At 58.6% G+C, this 25,706-nt stretch carries 14 protein-coding genes and 1 pseudogene; 7 read left to right on the top strand and 8 right to left on the bottom strand.

Going from position 1 to position 25,706, the window contains the following annotated elements; all coding sequences use genetic code 11:
- Positions 1-36 precede the first annotated feature (36 nt).
- Positions 37-3,684 carry a dermonecrotic toxin domain-containing protein gene (locus tag J2Y56_RS05480; protein ID WP_310349106.1) on the top strand — a complete coding sequence of 1,216 codons (3,648 nt, stop codon included), beginning with the start codon at positions 37-39 and terminating at the stop codon, positions 3,682-3,684.
- 1,586 nt (positions 3,685-5,270) lie between these two features.
- Here J2Y56_RS05480 and metE read toward each other — a convergent pair.
- Positions 5,271-7,583 (bottom strand): 5-methyltetrahydropteroyltriglutamate--homocysteine S-methyltransferase, encoded by a 2,313-nt coding sequence (metE, locus tag J2Y56_RS05475; RefSeq protein ID WP_310349103.1) that lies wholly within the window; start codon positions 7,581-7,583, stop codon positions 5,271-5,273.
- A 119-nt stretch (positions 7,584-7,702) separates the two neighbouring features.
- Between metE and metR the strand changes: the two genes are divergently transcribed.
- Positions 7,703-8,620, top strand: a complete 918-nt coding sequence (gene metR / locus J2Y56_RS05470) for a transcriptional regulator MetR (RefSeq protein WP_007944922.1) — start codon at positions 7,703-7,705, stop codon at positions 8,618-8,620.
- Between the two features lie 149 nt (positions 8,621-8,769).
- On the opposite strand, the gene J2Y56_RS05465 is transcribed toward metR, so the two are convergent.
- The 3 genes from J2Y56_RS05465 to J2Y56_RS05455 are packed head-to-tail and all read right to left on the bottom strand — an operon-like array spanning position 8,770 to position 10,367.
- The gene (locus tag J2Y56_RS05465; protein WP_310349101.1) at positions 8,770-9,267 is read right to left on the bottom strand and encodes a GNAT family N-acetyltransferase; all 498 of its coding nucleotides are present in this window, start codon (positions 9,265-9,267) and stop codon (positions 8,770-8,772) included.
- A gap of 2 nt (positions 9,268-9,269) precedes the next feature.
- A complete protein-coding gene (locus J2Y56_RS05460; protein ID WP_310349098.1) occupies positions 9,270-9,908 on the bottom strand; it encodes a LysE family translocator in 639 nt (212 codons plus the stop codon).
- 24 nt (positions 9,909-9,932) lie between these two features.
- The gene (locus J2Y56_RS05455; RefSeq protein ID WP_007944919.1) at positions 9,933-10,367 is read right to left on the bottom strand and encodes an NUDIX domain-containing protein; all 435 of its coding nucleotides are present in this window, start codon (positions 10,365-10,367) and stop codon (positions 9,933-9,935) included.
- A gap of 215 nt (positions 10,368-10,582) precedes the next feature.
- On the opposite strand from J2Y56_RS05455, the gene J2Y56_RS05450 reads away from it, so the two are divergent.
- Together J2Y56_RS05450 and J2Y56_RS05445 are read left to right on the top strand one after the other, a co-directional pair.
- Positions 10,583-11,053 carry a hypothetical protein gene (locus tag J2Y56_RS05450; protein ID WP_007944918.1) on the top strand — a complete coding sequence of 157 codons (471 nt, stop codon included), beginning with the start codon at positions 10,583-10,585 and terminating at the stop codon, positions 11,051-11,053.
- Between the two features lie 53 nt (positions 11,054-11,106).
- Positions 11,107-11,280 (top strand): annotated as a pseudogene (locus J2Y56_RS05445) (hypothetical protein); the annotation flags it as partial.
- A 37-nt stretch (positions 11,281-11,317) separates the two neighbouring features.
- Here J2Y56_RS05445 and J2Y56_RS05440 read toward each other — a convergent pair.
- Together J2Y56_RS05440 and J2Y56_RS05435 are read right to left on the bottom strand one after the other, a co-directional pair.
- Positions 11,318-12,052: a haloacid dehalogenase-like hydrolase gene (locus J2Y56_RS05440; RefSeq protein WP_310349095.1), complete on the bottom strand. Its 735-nt coding sequence runs from the start codon at positions 12,050-12,052 to the stop codon at positions 11,318-11,320.
- Positions 12,049-12,423, bottom strand: a complete 375-nt coding sequence (locus tag J2Y56_RS05435; RefSeq protein WP_007944914.1) for a GtrA family protein — start codon at positions 12,421-12,423, stop codon at positions 12,049-12,051. The genes J2Y56_RS05440 and J2Y56_RS05435 overlap by 4 nt, the downstream gene beginning before the upstream one ends.
- 328 nt (positions 12,424-12,751) lie before the next feature.
- On the opposite strand from J2Y56_RS05435, the gene J2Y56_RS05430 reads away from it, so the two are divergent.
- The gene (locus J2Y56_RS05430) at positions 12,752-13,876 is read left to right on the top strand and encodes an OpgC domain-containing protein (protein WP_310349092.1); all 1,125 of its coding nucleotides are present in this window, start codon (positions 12,752-12,754) and stop codon (positions 13,874-13,876) included.
- A 56-nt stretch (positions 13,877-13,932) separates the two neighbouring features.
- On the opposite strand, the gene J2Y56_RS05425 is transcribed toward J2Y56_RS05430, so the two are convergent.
- Positions 13,933-15,354: an amino acid permease gene (locus J2Y56_RS05425; protein ID WP_007944911.1), complete on the bottom strand. Its 1,422-nt coding sequence runs from the start codon at positions 15,352-15,354 to the stop codon at positions 13,933-13,935.
- Positions 15,355-15,985: 631 nt separating this feature from the next.
- Between J2Y56_RS05425 and J2Y56_RS05420 the strand changes: the two genes are divergently transcribed.
- Both J2Y56_RS05420 and J2Y56_RS05415 read left to right on the top strand, forming a co-directional pair.
- Entirely contained in the window at positions 15,986-19,114 is a 3,129-nt protein-coding gene (locus J2Y56_RS05420) for a transglycosylase domain-containing protein (protein WP_310349086.1), read from the top strand.
- Between the two features lie 166 nt (positions 19,115-19,280).
- Positions 19,281-24,365 (top strand): NEL-type E3 ubiquitin ligase domain-containing protein, encoded by a 5,085-nt coding sequence (locus tag J2Y56_RS05415; RefSeq protein WP_310349084.1) that lies wholly within the window; start codon positions 19,281-19,283, stop codon positions 24,363-24,365.
- A 45-nt stretch (positions 24,366-24,410) separates the two neighbouring features.
- Here the strand turns inward: J2Y56_RS05415 and J2Y56_RS05410 are convergent, their stop codons facing one another.
- Positions 24,411-25,664 carry a hypothetical protein gene (locus tag J2Y56_RS05410; RefSeq protein ID WP_007944908.1) on the bottom strand — a complete coding sequence of 418 codons (1,254 nt, stop codon included), beginning with the start codon at positions 25,662-25,664 and terminating at the stop codon, positions 24,411-24,413.
- Positions 25,665-25,706: the final 42 nt, after the last annotated feature.

Raw genomic sequence — 25,706 nt, 5'->3', positions numbered from 1 at the left:
CGGATACGCCGCTCCTCTGCACAGAGCCACGTTGCCATGAATGAAAGTGTGTTCAGCACCCTGCCGGTTTCCACGCTGCTCCTGAAAAACAACCTTGATGAAAGCTTGTTGCTGAGCGCTTCAGCGCGTTGGCGCGAGTGCAGCCAGGGTTTGCAGGCGTTGTTCGGCGCCGCACCGTTGAGAGGTCAACGCCCGGAACCGACGCTCAACGAACGCTGGAACGCCTATTGGGACGCCCGGGCACCCGGTACGCCGGTGTCGCGGCGCGAGCGAGCGGGTCAGTTGTACCGCAGTCATTTCGAGGCCTGTGCTCAGGTGGCATTCGCTCGCAGAACCCTGACGGCAGAACAGTTGCAGCCCCTGCTGATAATCCTGGAGCCACCCGCCTCGGGTCTGTGCCTTAACGATCAGCCCATCCACACCGAGCAGTTGACCCTGGTGTTGAGCGACAGCGGCACCCTGAAACTCCCCGCCGCCTGGGTCATCCACGTGGGCGATCGGCAACCCGCCGCGCAGTGGCTGTACCTGCCGGGCCGGCCGGTTCCCATTCAGCGCTTCAATCAGCGCAGTGATATGGAAGACTGGTTGTCCGGGCAATCCCTCGTCCCGCAGGGCCTGCCCGACGATGACGTGCGCTTTGAATACACCGCGAAAACCGAGCCGCTCACGGTCGGGATCACAGAGTTGCTTTTACGCCCGCAATACGCGAACGCCATCGTTTTCGCCGTGCCTCCAGACCTTGAAATCCCCCTGCCGAACAACTCGATAGAAGATGAACAGCCTCTGTTCGACAGCTTGTTCGCCGACATTCCATGGCCCCAGCGTCAGGCCTCACTGAACCGACAGCGCGATGCGCTCGAAGCGCTGTTGGGCGATGAACTCGACAGCGACCGCCACCCGTCATTCAAAGAGGCATTGAAGACGCTGGAGACAGCGGAGCAAGCCGCCGACACGGCGGCCTCCGCCCTGCTCTACCGGTCGCGCGCCTTCGACTTTGCAACCATCAATCGTGAGTTCAGTGCGCTCTATCAGGCGCACAAGGATGGCCTGCGCGCCGAGGCCCAGCTTCAGTTGGCGCTCAAGCAGCTCGACAGTGATGAGTTCAGCCTGCTCAAGGCTGTGCTGGATACGCCGCTCGCCGCCAATCGCGACGCCTCCATCACCGCAGCCAGCCTGACGCTGTCGATGACCGGGCACAACAGCAGCGTCACCACCCAGGCACTCATCGGCCCCTTCGTCATCACCCGAGCGCCGCTCGATGCGCCAACGCCGCACAGCTTTTTGCTGTACTGGCCAGGTGTAGGCGGTGGCTTGCAACGGTTTGCCAACCGCACAGAACTGGAGCGACAGCTGTTCAAGATTCAGGACCAAGACCAGATTCTGGCCTTGCAGTTGAACAAAATCGTCACCGACCCGCTGCATGACAGTCTGGATAAACGAGCCAGCCACTTCGAAGAACAAGCAGCGCACCGGCGCCAGCATGCTGAAGGACTGGAAACGCTGCGCAAACAAACGCTCGCAACCCTGCAAGTCCCAGTGCCAGCCGCCAGAAGCCTGGCCTTTGCGCACCTGCTGGAACAAAGCCGTAGCGTGAAGCTCTTCTCTCTGCTGCCCGATTGGCTGGCCACCTTGTCGGCGTCCGAGCGTGTTGAACTCAAGGGTTTGGTGGAGGCTTACCTGCTTGCCATGCGCCGCAGCCACGCCCAGCTGGAAATCGCCCTGCCACCGCGTGATGATTTCACCCGCCAGCAGGTGCAGGCACGTCTGCGAAAAGACTTCGCGCTCAACGGTCATTTTTCCGTGCAGCTTGATCTGCCCGACGCGGTGACGCTGCAAAAACAACTGTCCGATGGCGCCGCCCCGGGCACCCCGCAGAAACTCGTCGCGGTGCCCAGTGCAGCCCGTAGCAAAATGTCACTCGAAGCACTCGCCCAGCTCAACATCGACAACACGCCGTCGATGCAGCTGGAGCCTCTTTCACTGCGACTGGGCTTTATGCGGCTTGAGATCACGGCGGCGGACGAAACCGAACGCCGGGCGTTGGCCAGCGGCATCACCCTGCCCTGGCTGCGCAAGGTGCTGCCTGAACTGGATCTGCCCCAAGCCTACGAAAACCTGATTCGCGACGCCTTCATGGGCTCGGCCAGCGAAACCACGTTCATCAAGGAACACCGGCGTGAATGCCTGATCGAGCCCTGGCGCCTGATGCTCCAGTTGCAGGGGACCTGCGCGCGCCTGCAAAAGCAGATCAATCAAAACGAATGGCAGGTGTTGAGCATCGCCATTGCGGCCGATACCCCGCAAGCCTGGAACGTTGCGGACAAGCGCATCGTGCTCCTGCCGGCGTACCTGAGCGCCGGGGGCAAGGACACCCCCAACGAAGGAGGCACAACTTTGTCCGGGGTGACCTTCGTTCAAGAAAAAGTCAGCGGGATGACCCTGCTGTATCTGCCTGACAGCCCTGACGGCCAATTCCTGCGCCGCTACGACAACCTCGAGACTGCTCGCCGCGCGTTGTTCAATCTATGCCTGCGCAGCGAGATGGTCAGTTATCTGGCCGCACGCGCCTTGATCGGTGACGTGCGAGCCCATGCAAGCCGCATCAACCAGGCCGTGCTCAAGCATTTCGACGCGATGATCGGGGTCGGCCTGCCTTGGCCGAAAACAACGTCGTTGTCGGCCCATCTACTCAATGCGCACATGGGGCGCCTGATCGAAGCGCATCGCGGCACTTCGCGTTCCAACGATGCCTTGTACCTGGAACGCTACGCGCTCAACGGGCCGAGGGCGTTCAATTACATAAAAATGGCTTTGGGCATGGTGCCCTTTGTCGGCGCGGGCATCGCCCTCTACGATGCCTGGAACAGCGCAAACCGCGCCGTCGCGTCCTTGTTGCGCGGTGAGGTAGGCGATGGTCTGACGGAAATTGAATCGGTGTTGATGTCATTGGTCGATGCCGCCATGGACCTTCTTCCGGGGGGTTCCGTCGGGGCCAGGACCGCCAAGGGCGCTCGCTCGCTGACGCGTATTCGTCAGCTACGCGCCTTGGGTCAAAAAGCCGGGGCACTGCAAGCGCCGTCGAAGCGCCGGGCCCGGCATGTTGTCCAGCGGTTCGCCGGGTACGAGTACGAAAAACCGATCTCCCTGACCGGTCTGGAGCCGGCAACCCATGGAATTTACCGCAATGTCTACCGGCATGCCGACGGTGACTTTATCGTCCGCCAGGGGCGTATCTACCAGGTTGAGCGCAACAGCGACTCACGCAACTGGCGTCTTTGCGGCACTCGACAAAAAACCTACAAGCAACCGGTGGGCCTCGATGAGGCCGGTAACTGGGACACTTACTTCGGTGTCTACGGGGTGACCTTCGAGGGCGGCGGGCTGGGGGGCGGTGGCGTACTCGGGCACTTGGCGGACGGCCTCGATCCCCCTCTGGCCGGCCGCCATTCGCGAACGCCTGCCGCGCTGGTGGACCGACCAGACCTTGCGCCGCCAACAAGCGCTAAGCGAAACCGCCAATGCCACAGCCACGCTCTTCGACGCCCAGATGACGCGTACCACCGCCCTGATGGAAACGTACAACGCCAGCCCCGAAAACCTTCGCCCAGCGCTGGCACAGGCATTCGAAGCCGCGTGCATCAAGGACATGGAACTGGGCAGCAAGCAATACCAGACCTTGGCTGAGCTACGCCCCTTGACGCGTGGCAAGAACATGCGCGAGATCAAGGAAATACAAAGCAATGTCGCCTTTTTACTGGCCGATCGGGCCAGACAACGGGTGGCCCTGACCGGTCAACGGGCACTGACCCTGACGGACAGGATAGACGATCTGCTGGACCAGTTGGACGCACTGCCGGCCGAGGCACTGGCCGAGCGTCTGCGTATTCTGGAGAACATCAGGAAGCTGCGCTTGGAGATAATGCGCGACTTCGACGCCATCGATGCCCACATGCGCGACCTCAACCTGTGGTACCCGCGCATTACCGACAAACCGACAAAAACAAACTTGAGCCGCGCCTTCGCGGACTTGAACGCGAGGCTCAATGAGGCCAGTCAGCTGTACTTGAAAACCGGTCAACTACTGGAAATCGTCAAACGCTACGACAGCACCAGCGATGTTTCCTGGTTCTACCTGCAAACACGCGCACACACATTGCGAACCAAAGTCGATCGCGCCCTGTTCACCCAACACAGCCTGCCGGAAGTGAGCGCCACCCGAGCCCAGCGCAATCAGATATTGCAAGAGTGCCTCGATCTTTACGGGGAGTTTCGCCGCAATATGAATGCCTGGACCGCCAGCTATCCCCAGCACTTCCATCTGGACGCTGTGGGACCACTGCTGCTGGGTATCGAGAAAATGGCCGAACGGGCACGCAAGGCTATCGATCAGCCGGTGTCAGCGCTTCCTGCCGGAAAGCGCAGCAAAAAAGTGTTCACCACCGAAGACGATCAATTGCTGATCGGGGAAGAGCGCTGGGAACCGACGACCCAAAAGCGCCAATACACCCTGACAGGCCAGGGCGGATTCGAGGAGGTTTGGGAGCAAGGGACAAACGGCAAGTTTCGCCTGCTGAATCCTCAGGAACAGGGGGTTCACCCCGCGCACAGAGACCTCGGAGCGTTAACGGCCGATGCCCGTAGCCGACTCGCTGCTCAAGCGGCGTACAAGACCCGCGTCGAGGCCTATGCCCAGCAGGACATGCTGCCCGTTGACCTGGAACACATGATGCTCAGCGAGGCCGCCGAACTCGGCCGGCGCGCCCTGACGATCGAAGATCTTCAACCCACTAACGCGCTCATCCAGCAACTGCGTGACAAGTCTACAGAACTGACCGACATCGGACGGACGCTGCGTATCGAGTACTCGATGAAAAGTCGAAACCCCACCGATGGCATGCTGGATTACCTCATGAAGCAAAATTCCGCGCAGAAGAAAATCGTTGATATCCACAAGCAAAAACCGATGGAAAATCTGGGTAAACGTGCGGACGGACGCACCGACTACCTGCAGGAATACGAGGTGCGAGACCTGACGCAAACACCGCCCAAGGTGATGTGGTATGCCCATTTTCACTACAGCAAGGCAGCCCCTGCATTCGGTGAATTTGAAAAGGCCCATCTGAAACTGCCGGAGCACCGGTTTCTGACTCACGCCGATAACGCCGACCTGCCTTACGCCGACATCGGCAAGAAATCAGCAGTCCTTCAACATTTCGACCCGCTTTAAAACGCAAAACGGGAGCGGTGTTTCCGCTCCCGTTTTGGGCTCCTTATGCCAACTGACTGCGCAGTTGCCGTGCCGCCGCGACCATGTTGACCAGCGCCGCTTCAGTCTCAGGCCACGCCCGGGTTTTCAATCCGCAATCCGGATTCACCCACAAGCGCTCGGCCGGAATCCGTTTCACGGCTTTGCTCATCAACTTGACCATCTCGCCCGTGTCCGGCACCCGTGGCGAGTGGATGTCGTAGACGCCTGGGCCAATGTCGTTCGGGTAGTCGAAAGCTTCGAAGGCTTCCAGCAACTCCATGTCCGAACGCGAGGTTTCGAGGGTGATCACGTCGGCATCCATCGCCGCGATGGACTTAATCACGTCATTGAATTCGCTGTAGCACATGTGGGTGTGGATCTGGGTTTCGTCACGTACACCGGAGGCGCTCAAACGGAAGGCTTCCACCGCCCAGTCCAGGTATTCCTGCCATTGCGCCCGGCGCAACGGCAAGCCTTCGCGGAACGCGGCTTCGTCGATCTGCACGATCTTGATGCCGGCGTTTTCCAGGTCCACCACTTCGTCACGCAGGGCCAGCGCCAACTGCTGCGCCTGGATTTTGCGCGACACGTCTTCACGGGGGAACGACCACATCAGCATGGTCACGGGACCGGTCAGCATGCCTTTCATGACCTTGTCAGTCAGGCCCTGTGCATAAGTGATCCAGTCGACCGTCATCGCCTTCGGACGGCTGAGGTCGCCGTAGATAATCGCCGGTTTCACGCAGCGCGAACCGTAGCTCTGCACCCAGCCGAAACGGGTGAACAGGTAGCCGTCCAACTGTTCGGCGAAGTATTCGACCATGTCATTGCGTTCGGCTTCTCCGTGCACCAACACGTCCAGTCCAAGGCGTTCCTGTATTTTCACGGCGTGGCGGATTTCGCTGTGCATGGCATCGGTGTAATCGTTGGCCGACAGCTTGCCTTGCTTGAATGCCTGACGCGCCAGACGGATCGAACCGGTCTGCGGGAATGAGCCGATGGTAGTGGTCGGGAATGCCGGCAGTTTCAGGCATGCACGCTGCTGTTCGATGCGCTGGGCAAACGGCGACTGGCGTTGGCTGTCTGCTGCGCCGATGGCGTTGATGCGTGCCTGAACTTGCGCTTTATGGATGCGCGGCGATTCGGCACGACTGACCTGGATCGCTCGGCTCTCGGCCAGGGCGGCTTGCACTTTGGGCGATTGCGGATCGTTGAGGGCGTCGCGCAATACGGCGATCTCGCCACACTTCTGCACGGCAAAGGCCAGCCAGCTTTTCAGTTCAGGGTCGAGTTTGTCTTCGCGCTCCAGGTCCACCGGGCTGTGTAAGAGCGAGCAGGAACTGCTGACCCAAAGGTTGTCGCCGAAACGTTCCTGGGCCGGTTGCAGTTGCGCCAACACTTGCTCCAGTTCACAGCGCCAAACGTTGCGACCATTGACGAGACCGACCGAGAGAATCTTGTAGGTTGGCAGGCGATCCAGCACCTGGCCGAGTTGATCCGGCGCGCGTACGGCGTCGATGTGCAGGCCTTGCACCGGCAAGCCAACGGCCAGGCCGAGGTTGTCTTCCAGACCACTGAAGTAGGTCGCCACCAGTTTTTTCAGCGGTGAGTATTGAAGGATGTGATAGGCCCGTTCGAACGCATTTTTCCAGGCTTGCGGCAGGTCGAGGGTCAGGATCGGCTCGTCGATCTGCACCCATTCCACGCCTTGAGCGGCAAGGTGCATGAGAATTTCGTTGTACACCGGCAGCAGGCGTTCCAGCAGGTCGAGTTTGTCGAAGTCGTTGCCTTTAGCCTTGCCCAGCCACAGATAAGTCAGCGGGCCGATGATCACCGGCTTGACGTTATGACCGAGAGCCCTGGCTTCGTCGACTTCATCGAACAGTTGTTCCCAGCTCAGTTTGAATGTTTGGTCAGCGCTGAATTCCGGGACCAGGTAGTGGTAGTTGGTGTCGAACCACTTGGTCAGTTCCTGGGCGTATTGCGCTGGGCCGTGTTCGCCGCCACAGCAGGTCGCTACGGCGCCTCGGGCCATGGCGAACAGGGTGTCGAGGGTCGGCCGGCCGTTGGCGTCCTTTGCGCTGTCGAAACGCTCGGGGACCACGCCGAAGGTCAGGGAATGGGTCAGCACCTGGTCGTACCAGGCGAAATCGCCGACCGGCAGCAGGTCGATTCCGGCGTCTTTCTGCAACTGCCAATGGGTGGCGCGCAATTGGCGGCCAACGCTGTACAGCGCGTCCTGATCGAGATCGCCCTTCCAGTAGGCTTCGAGGGCTGTTTTCAGTTCGCGGTCCGCGCCGATGCGTGGGAAACCAAGTGTATGGGCCAGCGCCATGGTGAGTTCTCTCTGTAAAAGATTGCTGTAAACATGGCGCTATTGTCGACAGCTAACCCATCATGAGACAAACTCAACCTTTTCGTGTTGATCACAAGTTTTCCTCATGGAGCCCTCCGGTGCTTGAAATCCGTCACCTCAAGACCCTGCACGCCTTGCGCGAAGCCGACAGCCTGGTCGATGCCGCCGACCGTCTGCACCTGACGCAATCGGCCCTCTCCCACCAGTTCAAGGAACTGGAGGAGCGCATGGGCATGCCGTTGTTCGTGCGCAAGACCAAGCCAGTGCGCTTCACCAGCGCCGGTTTGCGCCTGCTGCAACTGGCCGACGCGACCCTGCCACTGCTGCGCGGTGCCGAGCGTGACATCGCGCGTTTGGCCGGCGGCACGGCCGGGCGCTTGCACATGGCGATCGAGTGCCACAGTTGCTTCCAGTGGCTGATGCCGACCATCGACCAGTTCCGCGATGCCTGGCCGGAAGTCGAACTCGACCTGGCCTCGGGTTTTTCCTTTGCGCCGCTGCCGGCGCTGGCCCGTGGCGATCTGGACTTGGTAGTGACCTCTGATCCGCTGGACATCGCCGGCATTACCTATGTGCCACTGTTCACCTATGAAGCCATGCTGGCGGTGGCCAACCAGCACCGGTTGGCGAGCAAGGCGTACATCGTGCCGGAAGATCTGCTCACGGAAACCTTGATCACGTACCCGGTGGAACGTGATCGGCTGGACATTTTCACCCGTTTCCTCGAACCCGCCGATATCGAACCGGCGCAGGTCCGCACTTCGGAACTGACGGTGATGATGATGCAACTGGTGGCCAGTGGACGCGGCGTGTGCGGCATGCCGCATTGGGCGCTGCATGAGTACAGCTCGCGCGGTTACGTGAAGGCCAAGCGACTGGGTGAGAAAGGCTTGTTTGCGACGCTGTACGCGGGGATTCGCGCGGACATGCTGGATGCGCCGTATATGCGCGATTTCTTGCTGACGGCTAAAGACACGTCGTTCTCGACGCTGGATGGCGTGAGCGCAGTCAGATAACACAACACGATCCCTGTGGGAGCGACGGTGCGGCGATCCGACTTGCCCGCGATAGCGGTATGTTTGTTAGATAAATGTTGGATCTGGCGACGCCATCGCGGGCAAGTCGGATCGCCGCACCGCCGCTCCCACAGGGTATTTCGGTGGGTTCAGATTTCACGCCACATATGGATTTTGTCGAAGTAGTCTTCACCCACCCGCACCGCCAGCGGTTCCAGGCCGAACTGGATGAAACCGCAGCGCTGATAGAGACTGAACGCTGCCTCGTTGCCGGCGGTGACGGTCAGTTGAATGATCTTGAGCCCCGGATGATTGCGTGCTTCGGCCAACGCCGTTTGTACCAACTCATGCCCCACCCCGCGTTGGCGAACCGTGGCCGACACGTACATGCCAAATAGTATCGCCTTGTGCCGGGCCTTTTCCCGAGGCTCGAAAGCGAGACCGACAATGCCCGCCAACTTGCCTCCTTCAAACGCCCCAAACACTACATCCAGCTGGCTGGTCAGGCGCTTTTCCCACCAACTCAGCGGCATCGCGGCGCGTTCGCGCACACTTGAAGTGAAGGCGTGCGGATGCAGGTCGTAGGCTTCGAGCATCAATTCCCGGTACGCCAGGGCATGACTGGCATCAAGCCGTTCAATCCACATGTTCACGCCGTCCTGCGTTGCTCAAGCATCAGCCGCACCGCCAGCGCCGCCAACACACCTCCCATGACATAACGCTGTGCCGCCAGCCAGGTCGGGTTGTTGACGAACCAGGACGCGATGCCCGCCGCGAACAGCGCGATCAGCAGGTTGACGCAGAAGCTGACGCTGATCTGCGTCAGGCCAAGGATGAAGCTTTGGCTGAATACCGAGCCATGTTCAGGGTTGATGAACTGCGGAAACACCGACAGGTAAAAAACCGCGATCTTCGGGTTCAACGCGCTGGTGAGAAAGCCCATGGTGATCAGTCTGCGCGATGAGTCCGGCGGCAATTGCTGCGGCTCAAACGGTGAACGCGCACCGGGTTTGACTGCCTGCCAGGCCAGCCACAGCAAGTACAATGCCCCCGCCCATTTCAATACTTCGTAGGCCATCGGCACCGCCAGGAACACTGCGGTCAGGCCGGCCGCAGCGGCGAACAAGTGCACGAAGAACCCCGCGACCACACCCAGCAATGACGTCACGCCAGCCTTACGCCCCTGGCAGATGGAACGGGAGATCAGGTAGATCATGTTCGGCCCCGGCGTCAGCACCATAAGCAACGCGGCGGCAGCAAAAATCAGCAGGTCTTGAAGCGGGATCATGAGCAATCCTTCGTCCGGTAATGATCAGGCAGGTTCGGTCAGCGATGCTCGATAAAACGGCAGGATCAGGTCCCGTGTCAATGGCGCCAGCGTGACATCGCCATCGGTGGCCGGGTCAATCCAGATCACTTCTTCGATCTCGGCTGCCGGGGTGACGTCGATGTCGATGGTCAGCAAAAACAGTTCGGCGTGTACGACAAATCCCGGCTCGTTGGCGGCCGGTGCCGAGAATTGCCCAAGGTAACGGGCGTGCGCTGGATCGATGACCAGACCCAGTTCCTCTTCCAGCTCTCGGGCCAGCGCGTGTACCGGTTGTTCACGGGCTTCGATCTTGCCGCCCGGCTGCATGAAGGCCTGGGTGCCGCGCTTGCGCACTAGCAATGTGCGGCCGTCGGGGCCTATCAACAGGGCGGCGGCGATGCGGATGAGGCGCGGTGTATCAGCGGATGGAAGTGTCATGGATCAGAAAGGGCCTTGGGTAAAAACCGCAAGGATCCCATGCTCCCCAGGGGCCCGTCATCAGACGGGCATTACAAGGCTGACATCCGGATCGCGTGAACAACAGGAGCTATCCACTTACCGGCTCGGAAATTTCCCACGTCCGAGTTTGATAGCGTGGTCGTCCCGTTTATCAACGGTCACTCGCCCATCTCGCAGCCAATGGAGCCCCCGGTATGTCCGACATCTCAACGCTAAAAGAAAAAATCAATACAAAGACGTTTCACCTGTTTTTATTGGGGTTGGCTACGGGTGGTCTTTATCTGAATATCTGGCTGTACAAAACCTTTAACGCACTTGAAGAGGTCACTCGAATCAAAACCATGAGTACGACGTTCCTTGTCTGGTACCTGATTATCATCGGCGTTGTCGGAAATCTCAGTACGGTGAACCATCCATACACCCTCATCGCCAGCGGCATCTTGCTCCTGTTGCTGATGTTGCTATCTCTCCTCTGGTGCTTCCGAGCTCGAAGAGTGCTACGAGCCTATGCCTTGGCTGAACACAATTTCGAACTGCGGATGAGCCTGGTCTATACGGGGCTTTTCGGCTTCTACTATGTCAACTACTGCATCAACGCCCTTCCCCGGGCCAAGCAAAAACATGAAGACAAAAAACGACTGATGTCCCATTCCGTTCAAGTTTGAATCGAAAAAGAGCAAGTGCCGTGAACGTTGCCCGCCCCTTTGCAAACGAGCCAGGAGCCAGCGGCAAGATCGTCAGCGCCTTCGACATCGCCAGTGTCCTGGCCATAGGCGCCGACTGGGCCAAACCGGGGGAGTTGCTCACTGGAGAAGTGAACGGCGAGTTCTACTCACGGATGTGGCAGATGGCACGGGCGGATAGTTTTGAGCCGAATGAGGAGGCTGCGTAAACCAAATCGATAACAGCCGCGCGTCGCTATGCGGCTCTTATCGATCAGATCGATATTCAGAAATGACTGAATCCCCCAAGAGCGGAGTGCCGAGCTGGTGTGCGGCCAGCAAAGGCACAAAAATCAGGGTGTTTTTTGCCCATTGATGGATACGAAACGCCTTGTACCAATCCCTGAGATTCGTCGCGCCGGCGCGAACCACTTGTTCGACGTTTACCAGGCTTTTAGTGGCGTGTTCGACGCCCGGCAACGGGTTGACGACATAGGCGCGTTCGGCCGCGCGCCAGATCGACAGATCTTCAAAAGCATTGCCAGCGTAATCAAAGCCTCTCTCACCGTACAACGTCACCAACAAATCGCGCTTGTGTGTACCTGACAGATTGCATTCAAGGCTTGTGGCCAGCACGTCATCAAACACCTTCAGATGCTCGGCAACACGCAACGCCAAGGAGTGATGACTGGCGGTGGCCAATACAATTTTCCGCCCTTCCTTGCGCTGCGCCTCGATCATGGCCAGCACATCGGGGTCGTAGGGCAGCAGGGTGACGTCGATAACTGTTGCCTTCGCCAATTGCTCTTTCAAAAAAGCTTTGCCACGACATAGCCAAACCAAAGGCTGTATCCAGCGCCACGGCTGGCGACGGACAAAAGCCATGGCGCATTCGAACAGAAGATCGGACCTTAGAAGCGTTCCATCCAGATCGACAACAAACGGTCGAGACGGCGCCTTGAGTTGTTTCAGTGGGCGCGTTGCGCGCTGAAAAACCTTCATGGCTGATGATCGCCGAGCAGAAAAAATCTCGAAAAGAGCCACCCGCAAATCAGGCTCAGGAGCGAGAATGACGCGACGGTCACCAACCCGTGAATGTTCCAGACATCAGCGAAATGGCCGACAACGAAACTCATCACCCCCATGAAACAGAGATACACCAGGTAACGAAGCACCGAATATTTGGCGTCGAATGTGTACAGCGCATGCACATACAAAGAGAACGCCGCAGCCACACAAAACGCCGAAACGTTACTAGCGGCCTGGGTCCATTCGGCGGCGGTGCGCAGTACATAAAACAGTTGCCAATGAATCAGTGTATTGGCCACGCCAACCACCGCGTAAGTGGAAAACTCTTTCCATAAGGCTTTCATGTCCGTTCCTTGGCCAGCCGCTCTTTCAGGTGTCAACCTAAAGTCAGCGCAAGGCACGCGTCTACTGTCAGAGCTGACAGGTAGCGCACCATTCCAGACCAACGGTCATTTTGACTTGCTCGTTTACGATTCCGACGCAGTAAGAAATCGTAAAGCTGCCGGGCTTTCAGGCAAGCGGTTGACCTTCGGCGATGCGTAGAAATATCCCGCAACCTCCCCCTTTTGCAATTGCTGGTGAATCCCTGCAACCTGCGCCGCCGCGTGCGCCGCGCAATCTTTTGTGACGCCGCCCGCTCCTCCTACAAACACCGTTCAAGAGCCCGCTGCCATGACGACTGAACGCGACCACCGAATCGATTTTTTCCGTGGTCTGGCACTGATCTTCATTTTCTGGGATCACGTGCCCCAAAACCCCCTGGGTCAAATCACCCTGCGCAATTTCGGCTTCAGCGATGCAGCAGAGGTCTTTGTATTTCTGGCGGGCTACGCGGCGGTCCTGGTCTATGGCAAGGCCTTAGCGCGCGATGGTTATCTGAGAACCTGCGTAAAAATCCTGCGCCGCGTCTGGGTGCTGTATGTGGTGCATATTTTCCTGCTGGCGATGCTGATGGGCATCGTGTTCTTTGCCAACAGCCATGTGGAAACCCGCGATCTGGTCGAGGAAATGGGCATGCTCCACTTCATCACCAACCCGCAGCAAGCGTTGACGGATGAATTATTGTTGCGCTTCAAACCGAACCTGATGGATCCGTTGCCGCTGTATATCGTGCTGCTGGCCGGGTTGCCGCTGGTGCTGCCAATGCTGGTGCGCAAGACCTGGGCGGTGGTAGCGGTGTCATTGAGCGTTTACTTGCTGGCGCCGTCGTTTGGCTGGAACCTGGCCGCGATCAAAGACGGCGTGTGGTACTTCAACCCCATCACCTGGCAACTGCTGTTTGTACTCGGCGGCGCCGCTGCAATTCACGGGCAAAGGCCACGGGTGACAGAGGCTCGTCCCCTGCTGTGCCAGCCGTTGTTTGTCTGTGCGGCGATTTACGTGGTGGCTGCCGGGGTGATTACTGTTTCGTGGCGATGGCCGGACATACATGACGCGCTGATGCCGACCCTGCTGAACAACCTGCTCTACCCGATAAGCAAAACCGACCTGTCGCCGGTGCGCTTGCTGCACTTTCTGGCCCTGGCGTACGTCACTGCGAAACTGTTGCCGGACACCGGCTGGACGCAAAACTGGATGGCCCGGCAATGCTCGCGCATGGGGCGTTTTTCGCTGGAAGTGTTCTGCCTCGGTGTGTTGCTGGCGCCGTTGGCGGACATGGTCAACGCCTTGACCGACGATGCGTTTGCCATGCAACTCTTCACCGCACTGGTGGGGGCCGGGTTGATGGGGTTGTTGGCGGTCTGGCTGGAGTTCAATAAACGCTTGAATCGCTCACCGCACATCGCTGTCGCCTGAAACCAAAAAGCCCCGGTCATCTCGACCGGGGCTTTTTGCATTTCAAACCCTGCACCTTACGTAGTCGAACGCACCGCACCGTGCGACACAGTGTTCGGTTGCAGCTTGAACACATAAAACAACACTGTCAGCAGCACCAGGAATGCCGGTCCCACGTACAACGCCACGCGAGTGTCCGGAAAGTACGCCATCAGCCCAACCACCAACACCAGGAACGCCAGCGCCAGGTACGAACTGACCGGGTACAGCCACATCTTGTATTTGAGGCCGGCACGCTCGCTGGCGCTCAAGCCCTGGCGGAATTTGAGCTGGGCCAGCAGGATCATCACCCAGGTCCAGATTGCGCCGAAGGTGGCAATCGCGGTGACCCAGACGAAAACCTTCTCCGGCACCAAATAGTTGAGCAACACGCCCAGCAGCAGCGCCCCCATCGACAGCAGCAAAGCACGACGCGGTACGCCGTTGCTCGACGTCTTGGCGAAACCGGCTGGGGCCTGACCATTCTGCGCCAGGCTGTAGAGCATGCGCCCGGTACTGAAGATGCCGCCGTTGCAGGACGACAGCGCGGCCGTGATCACCACGAAGTTGATGATACCGGCAGCAGTCTTGATGCCCAGACGCTCAAAGGTCATCACAAACGGACTGCCCTGGGTGCCGATTTCGTTCCACGGGTAGATCGACAGGATCACGAACAGCGCGCCGACGTAGAACAGCAGAATCCGCCAGAACACCGAGCCGATGGCATCCGGGATGGTCTTCTGCGGGTTCTTGGCTTCGCCGGCAGTCAGGCCGATCATCTCGACACCGAGGTAGGCGAACATGACCATTTGCAGGGACATCAACACGCCTTGCACGCCGTTGGGCATGAAGCCGCCGTGGGTCCATAGATTGGAAATCCCCAATGCTACACCGTCGTTACCGAAGCCGAACGCGATTACGCCGATACCACCAATGACCATCGCTACGATGGTGATGATCTTGATCAGGGCGAACCAGAATTCGAATTCACCGAAGGCTTTCACGTTGATCAGGTTGATGGTGCCCATGCTGATCAACGCCGACAGCGCCCAGATCCAACGCGGTACGTCGGGGAACCAGACGCCCATGTACACCGCCACCGCCGTGATTTCCGCGACGCAAGTCACCAGCCACAAGAACCAATAGTTCCAGCCGGTCAGAAAGCCCGCCAAGGGGCCGAGGTAGTCTTGAGCGTAACGGCTGAAAGAGCCGGCGACCGGGTTGTGCACGGCCATCTCGCCGAGGGCACGCATGATCACCAGGATCGCCAGACCGCCGATGATGTACGACAGCATGATGGCTGGGCCGGCCATTTCGATGGCCTTGGCCGATCCGAGAAACAGACCGACGCCGATACAGGCGCCGAGTGCCATCAAGCGAATATGCCGTTCGCCGAGTTCGCGTTTCAGCGGGCCGCCTTGAGCGGTCTCGCCGTGGGGCAGGTGATTGCCGACTGGCATAGGGGACATCCTCGTCTTGTTATTGGATATGACCACCGAGTGTCGAAGCGCTGACCGATAAGCCATTGCTTGCCTGATACCGGTCCACTTCGTGAGCAGGACCGTCCTGTAGGACAAAACCTCCAGGATCAGCAGGTCGTGCAGTATAAAAAGCATTGAGCAGGCGTTTTCACTCTATAAATAACAAATTGCAGCCACAACTCTGGGCAAAAGCGCGATTTACGGAGAGACTTTAACTGGCTGAAAGTGATTTCACCCGTTACAGAAAACGGCGCCGAGTATTGCACAGCATTGGTGCACCGTCATGCACTTGCAGGGACCTTATTTACCGCTCGACAGCTCTATATCAAGCTTCTTAACCGACCACACCTCCCTCCCCCGTAGCATCTGCCGAAGGCTGCGTCCGGCTGCGAAGCAGTCGTAAAACAGACACCGCGGCCTGCCGGAAAAATCGGGATTGCAGGATTGGCGACTGCTTCGCAGCCGGACGCAGCCTTCGGCAGCTGCTACAAGGATTTGTGTGGGGCAGAAAAAATAGGCGACAACCATGCCCACAATTTTTTCACCATCGCCAACCACCGACTAAGCTTCACTCAAGTCCGATAAATCTGCGTAAATGGATCAATCGACTATGGGCGCTTTGTGGCAAACCGATACGAGTAAAACTGTGGTCCCGACTGAACCTGTGGATGAAGCGCCATCACCTGAAAAACCACGTAGCAGCCGTGTCAAACACGGCTGGAAGGCGTTTTGGTTGCTGTTGCTCATCATCGTGATCGTTGTGGGACTGGCTGCTGCCAAGGAAATGCGCACCTCGAAGTTTCAGGCGCGGGAAGTCAGCAAGTTCGCCGCGTCTCTGAATTACACCCTGGAACCGGGTCCCAGCGACGCCATTCGTTACCCTGGCGCCGGGCCTTTCGATTTGCGACTGGGCTACAGCTCACTGAACGAGTTCCTGCCGCGGTTACTCAAGCGCGACTATGTAATTTCAGCCCAAACCCGCTTCTCCGAAAAGCTGATGGACTACAGCGCCAAAGGTCTTTTCGTACCTTACTCGGAGAAAATCCAGGCTGGCCTGTCGATCACTGATTGCCGCGCATTACCGCTGTACCAGTTCAAATATCCACAACAGCTGTATTCGAGCTTCGAATCGATTCCACCGGTGGTGGTCAACAGCCTGTTGTTCATCGAGAACCGCTTTCTGCTCGACCCCAAACAACCCTTGGCCAACCCCGCCGTGGACTGGCCGCGCTTCGGCATGGCCGCATGGTCTCAGGTGGCTAAAATGATTCACCTGCCGGGCCAGTCGGCGGGCGGCAGTACCCTGGCGACTCAGCTTGAAAAGTACCGGCATTCGCCCGATGGCCTGACTGTCTCGGGTGCGGAAAAAATCCGGCAGATGATTTCCGCCACCGTGCGTGCGTATCAGGCCGGTCCGCAAACCCTTGAGGCGCGGCAAAATGTGGTTCGCGACTACCTCAACAGCGTGCCGCTGTCAGCCGTGCCGGGCCACGGTGAAGTGCATGGCATGGCAGAGGGGTTGCGCGTCTGGTACGGCGCCGACTTCAACAAGGCCAACGAAACACTGGCCAGCACCGCCACGGATCCAAAGACCATGGCCGCGAAGGGCTTGGCCCTGCGTGAAATGCTCTCGTTGATGATTGCGCAGCGCCGCCCTTCTCATTACCTGACCAAGGGCCGTGATGAACTGGCGGACCTCACCGACAGCCACATTCGGCTGCTGGCACAGAACAACGTGATCGATGCGCCATTCGCGGCGGCAGCGCTGGCCAGCACCGTCGCTTATCGCGACTGGCAGACCCAGCCAACCATTCAACCGATCGAAACCAACAAAGGCATCAGCGTGGCGCGCAGCCGCCTGGGCGGGTTGCTCAATCGTCCGCTATACGACCTTGATCGCCTCGATCTGTCCGCCACCAGCACCCTGCAAGGCGACCTGCAATCCAAGGCCACCGAGTACCTCAAGCATCTGGCCGATCCGGAGTTTGCCACGCAGATCGGCTTGATGGGCGAACGCCTGCTCACCCCCACCAGCACCACCCAGGTGCGCTACAGCTTCACCCTGTTTGAACTGACACCGGATGGCGCGCGCGTGCGGATTCAGACTGACAGCACCGACCAGCCGTTCGACATCAACGAAGGCAGCAAGCTGGAATTGGGTTCCACGGCAAAAATGCGCGTGCTCACCACCTACCTGCAAATCATCGCCGAATTGCACGATAAATATGCCGGGATGACAGTCCCTGAACTGAAAAAACTCGACGTCCCTGACCAGGACCGCCTGAGCCGCTGGGCCGTCGATTACCTGATCGAGAACAAAGACCACAACCTGCCGGCCATGCTCGCCGCAGCCCTGGATCGCAAATACTCGGCCAGCCCCGGCGAAGCGTTTTTCACCGGTGGCGGGTTGCACGTGTTTCATAACTTTCGCAAGGAAGACAACGCTCGCATACCGACCTTGCGCGATGCCCTGCGCGAATCCATCAACCTGCCGTTCGTTCGGTTGATGCGCGACCTTGTGCGTTACACCACGTATTCCGGCCCCAACAGCAGCGCCGAACTGCTCAAGGACGACCGCGACCCTCGACGTCAGGAATACCTGGCCAATTTCGCCGATCGCGAAGGCACCTCGTTCCTGCTGAAGTTCTGGAAAAAGTACAAAAACAAGGACACTCAGGCGCGGCTCGACACCTTCCTCGACAGCACGCGCCCGACGCCGATTCGCTTGGCGGCAATTCACCGTTATTTGCTGCCGCAGGCCAGTCAGGAAAGCTTCAATACCTTTGTGCGTTCGCATCTCAAAGGCCCCAAGCCCACCGGAAAACCTAACGAAAAACTCACCGACGAACGCCTTAAACGGTTGTACGAAAACTACAGCCCCGGTGCCTACGACCTGCCAGATCAGGGCTTCATCGCCAAGGTTCACCCACTGGACCTGTGGCTGATGGGCTACCTGTTGAATAACCCTGACGCCAAGTGGAACCAGATCGTCAAGGCCAGCCATTTCGAACGCCAGGAAGTCTATAGCTGGCTGTTCAAAAGCCGTCACAAGGGCGCCCGTGACAGCCGCATTCGCACAATGCTCGAGATCGAAGCGTTCCTCGACATTCACCAGCGCTGGCAGCAAGTCGGCTACCCGTTTGATCACCTGGTGCCGTCGCTGGCCACCGCTCTCGGCAGCTCCGGCGACCGTCCGGCGGCGCTGGGCGAGTTGATCGGCACCATTCTCAACGATGGCGTGCGCATGCCGACACTGCGCATCGACACGCTGCATTTCGCGGCGGACACACCGTACGAAACCAAGTTGATCAATGATCCGGAAGTGGGCAAGCGGGTGATGCCATCCGAAGTCGCCACGGCCATGCGCGAAGCCTTGTCGCAAGTGGTGGATGCAGGTACGGCGAGACGTGTTTCAGGCAGCTTCACCCTCCCCGATGGCAAGCCGCTGGCCATGGGCGGCAAGACCGGCACCGGCGACAACCGCATTTCAGCCATCGGTTCCGGTGGACGGGTCATCAGCTCGAAATCCCTCAATCGTACGGCGACGTTCGTGTTCTTCATCGGCGATCACCATTTCGGCACCCTCACCGCCTTCGTGCCGGGTCGCTCCGCCGAAACGTTCACGTTCACTTCAGCGCTGCCGGTGCAAGTGCTCAAGGGCATGGCGCCGATCCTGACGCCGTACCTGCAACCCACCGGAAACACCGGTTGCTTGCCGATTGAAGTGGTGCGGCGTTAGCAGAACCGGCCGTGTGCATAGGCGGTACATAATTATTTTCGATATTGATAATTTCAATGTTTTTTCAAGGACGAACTCTGACTTAACAGCAGTTATTCAAACTTTAACTTTGAGCGATGAAAGGTAGGCTGGAAGCTCCTATTAACGCTCAAGGTTTATTAGAACAATGTCTGACTTACAAGGACGTATAACCGCAGATCAAGAGCCGGACACACTTGGCGACAATGGCCGTCACTACGTGTTAATCAAGAGCCGCATCCCTCTCGTGCTCAAAAGCTCATCACTAAAAAGAGCCAGGGAACTAAGTTCCGCGCGACTAAGTCCCGCGACTTGGATAACAACCGCCTCACAGCACGATCACAGCCAGTTACAAGATGCCAATCTGAAACTGTGGACCGAACACAACAGCATCGACCAGCTGTTCAAAAAGTTGCAGAATGTTTATGAATTTGCCGAACCCTTATTGAGTGCCGCACTCAAGCAACACTATGGTGTCGAGGACGACGTCAAAACAACATTCCTGCATCTTTATTTACCCAAGCAACAGCCCTGGTATGCCATCGATATTTCAAAAGGTGTAGTCACCCGAACTATTTCTCTTCTGGACGCCGCGCTGCACAACTTTGCACGCTCTGAAACCTGCGAAGCCGATTCGGATTTCATCAGCCAACCCGATGAACGTGGGCTGTTCGACATCAAACCGATCAAACGCAAGATGTCCATCGCTCAGTTCCAGTCCCTGTGTCGCGAACTGGATATCGGCGCCCGATACAACCAATACCTGCAAAGCATATTGTTGCCCGACGATGCCGTTGCCAAAACGCTCTTGAAGAAAAAAGTCGTCAGAAGTCAGAAAGCAGCATTCGTAGCGGCGGCGCAGCTGGCAGTGGTGACCGGCGACATCGGGCCTTACACCCGTGACGTCGTGCTGGCGATGCTTGAGGGCGAACGCAACCTCAAACTCAAAGGCAAGCACCTGCGCTTTCACGAACTGTCGATGCTGGACACGGCGCTGACCGGCATCGTCCTGATCGCCCCCGATCTGGATCGGACATGGCAGACCGAACAGGTGATTGCCTATGTCCCGCAGGACCCCGAACATCCTCTGAAGTCGTACCCCTCGCTTCCCGACTTTTTCAACGAACTGACGCGCCAACTGCGGGAAAACAAGCTGATCAGATCTAGCGGCATGACCTACCGCCAATACTTCAGTCAGTTCGTCCCTCATCAGCAACGCGGGCTGTTTTTCGCCGAACTCCAGCAGAACCTGACCGAGGTGCGCTGGCACAAAAAAGAGCCACTGGATCAGCGACCGCCATGGCGCGAGGAACCGGTGTCTCACCCCCGACTGCATTTTCGTACCGAGTTGATCAACGGCGGTCTGTGGACGCATCTCTATCAGCAGAAACTGAACAAGATTCTCAACGACGCCAGACACATCGCCGTGTCCACCGCCGATGCCGACAGCAATGCCCGCTGGGCCTGGTGGGACAACTTCAAGAAAATCGTTTCGGACATCTTCAACGTCGCGCTGATTGTCATCACCCCGTTCGTGCCCTTCCTGGGTGAGTTGATGATGGTCTACACCGCCTACCAGATCACCAGTGACGTGGTCGAATCCATCGTCGACATGGCCGAAGGGTTATGGACCGAAGCCGCCGAACACATGGTCGAGGTGGTGACGAACATCATTCAACTGGCGGCTATTGCGGCAGGTGCGGAGCTTGGAAAATTCGCGCGCCTGAGGCTTTCGCCCTTGATCGAAGGCATGAAACCGGTGAGGTTGCCCAACGGTCAGTCCCGGCTATGGCATCCCGATCTCACACCCTACGAACAGCCCGGACTCACGTTGCCGGACGGTTCACAACCTGATGATCGCGGCCTGCATTCGCACAAGGGGCAAAGTGTGTTGCCACTGGAGGGCAAACACTACGCCGTGCAACACCAGGTAGAGCAGGGTCGCTACCGCATCAAGCATCCTCAGCGCGCCAATGCCTATTTACCCGAATTGAAGACCAATGGCCTGGGTGCCTGGACCCATGAAGGCGAAACCCCGCAGGACTGGGAAGGCCCGACATTGATGCGCCGCCTCGGCCATGACGTGGATGGTTTCAGCGATGCAGCACTTGAGCGAGTGCGCATCGCCAGCGGCACCGACGACGATGCGCTGCGACGGATGTACATCGACAATGCACCACCACCGCCGCTGCTTGCCGACAGCCTGCAGCGTTTGAAGATTGACCGACAGATCGACACAACGATCGAGCAAATCCGTGCCGGGCAGCCCCTCGAACCGAACGCTTACTGGTTCGAGTCTCTGGTGACCTATCTGGACGGCTGGCCCGCAGAGAAAGCGCTGAAGGTTTACCAGAACACCGACCTGACCGGGCCCTTTCACCAGTATGGCAACGGCCAGGCCACTGACGAACAGACCCTCGCCACCAGTCTCACTCCTGTCATGAGCGGTCAACTGGCGCAAAGCGTTGTCGACTTCTTGAGCGAGGCCGAGCTGGAAGCGTTGCTCGGCCCGCAGGTCGCCAAGGGTGATCGCGTGCAGGCCCTGCGTAATCGACTGGGTGATGAAGCCGGCGAGATCAGGACAGACATCTTCACTTATCTCTACCAGGCCGGGCAAACCTCGGACGACCCACGTATCGGTGTGCTCCGTCAAACAGTACCGGAGCTGACGGCCCGCACGGCCGAAACACTGCTGACCGGGGCCCGTGGCGCTGAACTGGAGCGCCTGTCAAAAGAACAGCGCCCGCCGCTGCGCTTGAAAACCCTGGCCCGCGAAGCCGCCTTCGAAGCACGGCTCAGTCACGCCTATGAGGGCTTTTATGCTGACGCGCAGTGGGGGGCGGATACCGAAAGGCTGGTGCTCAACACCTTGCGGCTGCACAGCGACACCTTCGCCGAACTGCGCATTGAAGTGCGCGAAGGAGCCTTCGACGGATTACTGCGATGCAGCGTCGGCGCCGATGACGCGACGACCGTGCGACTGCTGATCCGCGAGGAATCCGGCCAATACGAAGTGCGTGACGGCGCCAACAATAAACTGCATGAAGCCGAGGATTTTATGGAGTCGGTACTCCACGCCATGCCCGCGAACAGGCGACAGGCACTGGGTTACCGGCCCGGACAAGGCCTTTTCTTCAAGCAATGGATCATGGCCAAGACCGAAATGCCCAGCGTGCGCAGGACACTGCTCGCCGAGCCACCGAACGTGCCCGTCCTGCCCCCGGAAACGATCACCCTGCTGCGTGGCCCACTGTTTTCCAAACCCGCCGCGACGCTGGAAGACCGGGTAAGCAATCTCTACCCCAACCTGAATAAACGCGAAGTGGAAACCTTCGCTCGATCCTTGAATGCCAAAGAGGAGCCGTTCGAGGTCATGAGCGCGCTGGAAAACGAGCTAAAGAGGCTGCGACAGACCCTGGATAGATGGATGCCACTGTCCTATAGCGACCCGTTTGAGGGCGTGAGTAATCCCGAATTTACTGACTACATGCAAAACGGCGGTAGCTTCATCGCCGACCGACTGTTGCAGTGTTTTGAACGAAGATCGATAGTCTTCGGTGAGCGCAGCGCCAGCCTCGAAGGTGGATACGCACTGGATCAGTCGGCGGAGCTCAAAGTCATCAACCTCGATCAGTGGTGGGACAAGTTGCCCGATATCCAGCACCTGCTGGATCAAGTCACCACACTGACGCTGGACCGGGCAACCTTCAACCCCAGAGCCGGCAGCCTGCTGGAAGACTTCCCTCAGTTGGAGCAGCTCAGTGCCAGGGACTGCCGGCTGGCCCACTTGCCAGCCGGCATCGACAAGATGCACTTTCTGCGCACCCTGCGCCTGACGGACAACCACATCACCCTGACACCCGACGCCGTCGAGATCCTGAGAAACCGGACCCGCATGGAAACACTCAGGCTCGATGAAAACCCGGAACTGGGCCTGCTGCCCAATGTCGAGCGTATGCCCAACCTGATGCTCCTCAGTTTGAGCAACACCGGGGTGACGCGCTGGCCTGATGGTCTGTTCGAGAAACGCCGCCCACGGGGGTTTTTCCTCGACCTGATGGAGAACCCGCTCACTGAAATGCCGACCGTGGTGCCAGGCTCCGAAGATGCACGCATCGTGGCCCGCACGCGTTTGTTCGCCAAGCAGCTCTCCGATGTAAACCGCGTCACTTTTGAGGAGTACCGAAAGTCGGTGGGCCTGAGCCGCGGGCATATCTACCTCCGTGCCGCCGAGCATGCGATCAATGCCTGGCCGATGACGGATGATTCCCGTTGGTGGACTAAGGTCGTCGCCGGATTGGGCACGTTCAAGGAAGAAGCCTGGCACGACTTGATGAGCGAGCCAAGCTCCAAAGACTTCTTCGCATTGATTGAGAAACTCAAGCAATCGGCCGACTACCGCGCCGGTGGAGCGTTGCGTGAACAACTCAGCGGGCGCGTCTGGCGCATGATCGAGGCCATGGACCTGGACGCCGAATTGCGCACCGAGCTGTTTGAGATGACCTCCGCCCCCACCACCTGCGCCGATGCCGGTGCCCAGTTGTTCAATAACATGGGGATCAAGGTGCTGACCACCGAAGCCTATGCCCTCTCGACTTCGGCCGCGATTCTGGAGAGCAGGCTGGTGACCCTGGCAAAAGGAGCCGCGCGCCTGGCGCGGGTGGATGACATCGCCGGTGCCGATGTCCGCAGCCGAACGGGCAATCCCGATGAAGTCGAGGTGTACCTGGCCTACGAAACCGGCCTGGCCTACCGCCTGGGCCTGCCATGGCAATCCAATACGATGCTCTACGAACCCACGGCTGGTGTGAGCGCCAGAACCCTCGATACGGCGTTTGACACCGTGATCTCCATGGAGGTCGGCGACGGGCTGGTCAATGAAATGATCGAACAACCCTTCTGGGAAAAGTACCTGCGCGAGGCCTATCCCGACGCCTACAGCCGTAACGCTCGAATCTACCGGGGCAAACCCGAGCTACTGGATCAGTTGCGCGATGCGCAACGTACCTGGGTACATTCCGCCCGATGGCCTGAAGTGCGGCGCGCTCCGTTGCGACGGCAGTTGCAGGATCTCGCCGATCAACTGCCCGTGCCCCACAGCGTGGTGTTTACCGGTGCCGAGATGACCGATGCCGTGTATGAGCGGTTGCTCAACGAGATCGGCTATGACGAAAAGGCGTTAAGCAGACGCTTGACCCGTGAAGCATTGCAAAAGGCCGATCCGTCGAAATAGATGCATGTCGATGCCAGTCTCGCCGCGCGCATTGAGGGACTGGCATCAGCCCACCTCCGAATCCCAAATGACCGTGATGTTGCCCGAGTAACTTCGGGCAACATTCGGTTTGAGCATCTCCTCGACGTGGTCCCGGGTTATCTCAAAGTGCAGCGTTCCGGGTTTGCGATCCACATAAATCCCCGGTTGAAACAACTCCGTGCCACTGCCGTCAAGCCGTAACGGCCGACGATTGACCGGTTGCTCATTGGCATCGTTCAAGCCATGGGGCAGGCTGACGCTGACCTTCAGGGGGACGTTGTGACCGGTCACAGACTCTCGCAAAGCGCAATTTTGCCCATCCTGCGTGTATAGGCATTCGAGCTGCATTTTGAAGCGTGAACTGGCGGAGATATTGAACGTCTGGTCGCGGAACAGGCGGGTCGGTTTTCGCCCTTGCGTCAACCACGACTGCCAACCGCCCTGCGGCACCAGCTCCACACGGTTGCCCCCTGGTGGGATATCCACTTTGAGGGTGTGCTGCACGTCCAGCGTGAAATTCAAGGTCAGGGTCGGACTGCTGGGCAGCATGATGTCGCCCATGTCGAAGTCTCTGTTGGGACCGAGGTAATAGGTCAAATCGCCGACATATTTTCCCGACGACATGCCCAATGGGTTGGGAGTCACGAGCTCATAGGCAAAATCCAGATACTGATATTGCATCCACGGCACATCGAACTTTGCCTGTTTTACACATGAACCCTCCACAGGGGTTTTCCAGAAAAAACCGTAGGTCTGTGGCGCGTAAAAACCGACGCCGCTGTACAGACAAGGTGCCGGTGCGTTCACCCAACTGCTGCCCCACAGTTGATTGTGAGCGAGCCGATAATCATCCCCGCCGCCCACCAGACCGATCACGTCGTCCGTCACATATCTGGAACCTATGCCGGCAATGCGAACCTTTACGGACTCCGGTTTACCCGTGGTTTCATGGAATACGGTCAGCTCTCGCCACTGCGCCGGGACCTTGATCCACGCGCCCTTGCGCGGATCAGCGTGATTGGCCGTGATCGGCCCGCTGGAATCGAACTGGATCGGCACCCGCAGGCTGAACATTTCGTTGTCGACACACTGCTGAGGGTACGTGGCGCAGTAACCACTGGACGGCGTGTCGTTAGTGAATTTATTGCGCTGCGGGTTCGCCGAATCCGGCTTGAACGAGGCCTGAATCGACACCTCCTCTGCCCAGGCTGATGACGGCCACACCGACAATAAAAAAGTCGCGCCTACACATTGCCGGAACACTTGAAAACGCTTCATCCCTTTAGCCTCCTAAAATCGATATCAAGCATCGGGCTGCGT

Origin of the sequence: Pseudomonas sp. BE134, from assembly GCF_031456105.1 — a bacterium.
Classification (GTDB): Bacteria; Pseudomonadota; Gammaproteobacteria; order Pseudomonadales; family Pseudomonadaceae; genus Aquipseudomonas.
This window is presented reverse-complemented; position numbering and strand designations above follow the sequence as displayed.

What these genes read in the sequence shown, in the direction of transcription:
- J2Y56_RS05480 (WP_310349106.1), top strand. Translation starts at nt 37, where the DNA reads ATGAATGAAAGTGTGTTCAGCACCCTGCCGGTTTCCACGCTGCTCCTG.
- metE (WP_310349103.1), bottom strand. Translation starts at nt 7,583, where the DNA reads ATGGCGCTGGCCCATACACTTGGTTTCCCACGCATCGGCGCGGACCGC.
- J2Y56_RS05465 (WP_310349101.1), bottom strand. Translation starts at nt 9,267, where the DNA reads ATGTGGATTGAACGGCTTGATGCCAGTCATGCCCTGGCGTACCGGGAA.
- J2Y56_RS05460 (WP_310349098.1), bottom strand. Translation starts at nt 9,908, where the DNA reads ATGATCCCGCTTCAAGACCTGCTGATTTTTGCTGCCGCCGCGTTGCTT.
- J2Y56_RS05455 (WP_007944919.1), bottom strand. Translation starts at nt 10,367, where the DNA reads ATGACACTTCCATCCGCTGATACACCGCGCCTCATCCGCATCGCCGCC.
- J2Y56_RS05450 (WP_007944918.1), top strand. Translation starts at nt 10,583, where the DNA reads ATGTCCGACATCTCAACGCTAAAAGAAAAAATCAATACAAAGACGTTT.
- J2Y56_RS05440 (WP_310349095.1), bottom strand. Translation starts at nt 12,052, where the DNA reads ATGAAGGTTTTTCAGCGCGCAACGCGCCCACTGAAACAACTCAAGGCG.
- J2Y56_RS05435 (WP_007944914.1), bottom strand. Translation starts at nt 12,423, where the DNA reads ATGAAAGCCTTATGGAAAGAGTTTTCCACTTACGCGGTGGTTGGCGTG.
- J2Y56_RS05430 (WP_310349092.1), top strand. Translation starts at nt 12,752, where the DNA reads ATGACGACTGAACGCGACCACCGAATCGATTTTTTCCGTGGTCTGGCA.
- J2Y56_RS05425 (WP_007944911.1), bottom strand. Translation starts at nt 15,354, where the DNA reads ATGCCAGTCGGCAATCACCTGCCCCACGGCGAGACCGCTCAAGGCGGC.
- J2Y56_RS05420 (WP_310349086.1), top strand. Translation starts at nt 15,986, where the DNA reads ATGGGCGCTTTGTGGCAAACCGATACGAGTAAAACTGTGGTCCCGACT.
- J2Y56_RS05415 (WP_310349084.1), top strand. Translation starts at nt 19,281, where the DNA reads ATGTCTGACTTACAAGGACGTATAACCGCAGATCAAGAGCCGGACACA.
- J2Y56_RS05410 (WP_007944908.1), bottom strand. Translation starts at nt 25,664, where the DNA reads ATGAAGCGTTTTCAAGTGTTCCGGCAATGTGTAGGCGCGACTTTTTTA.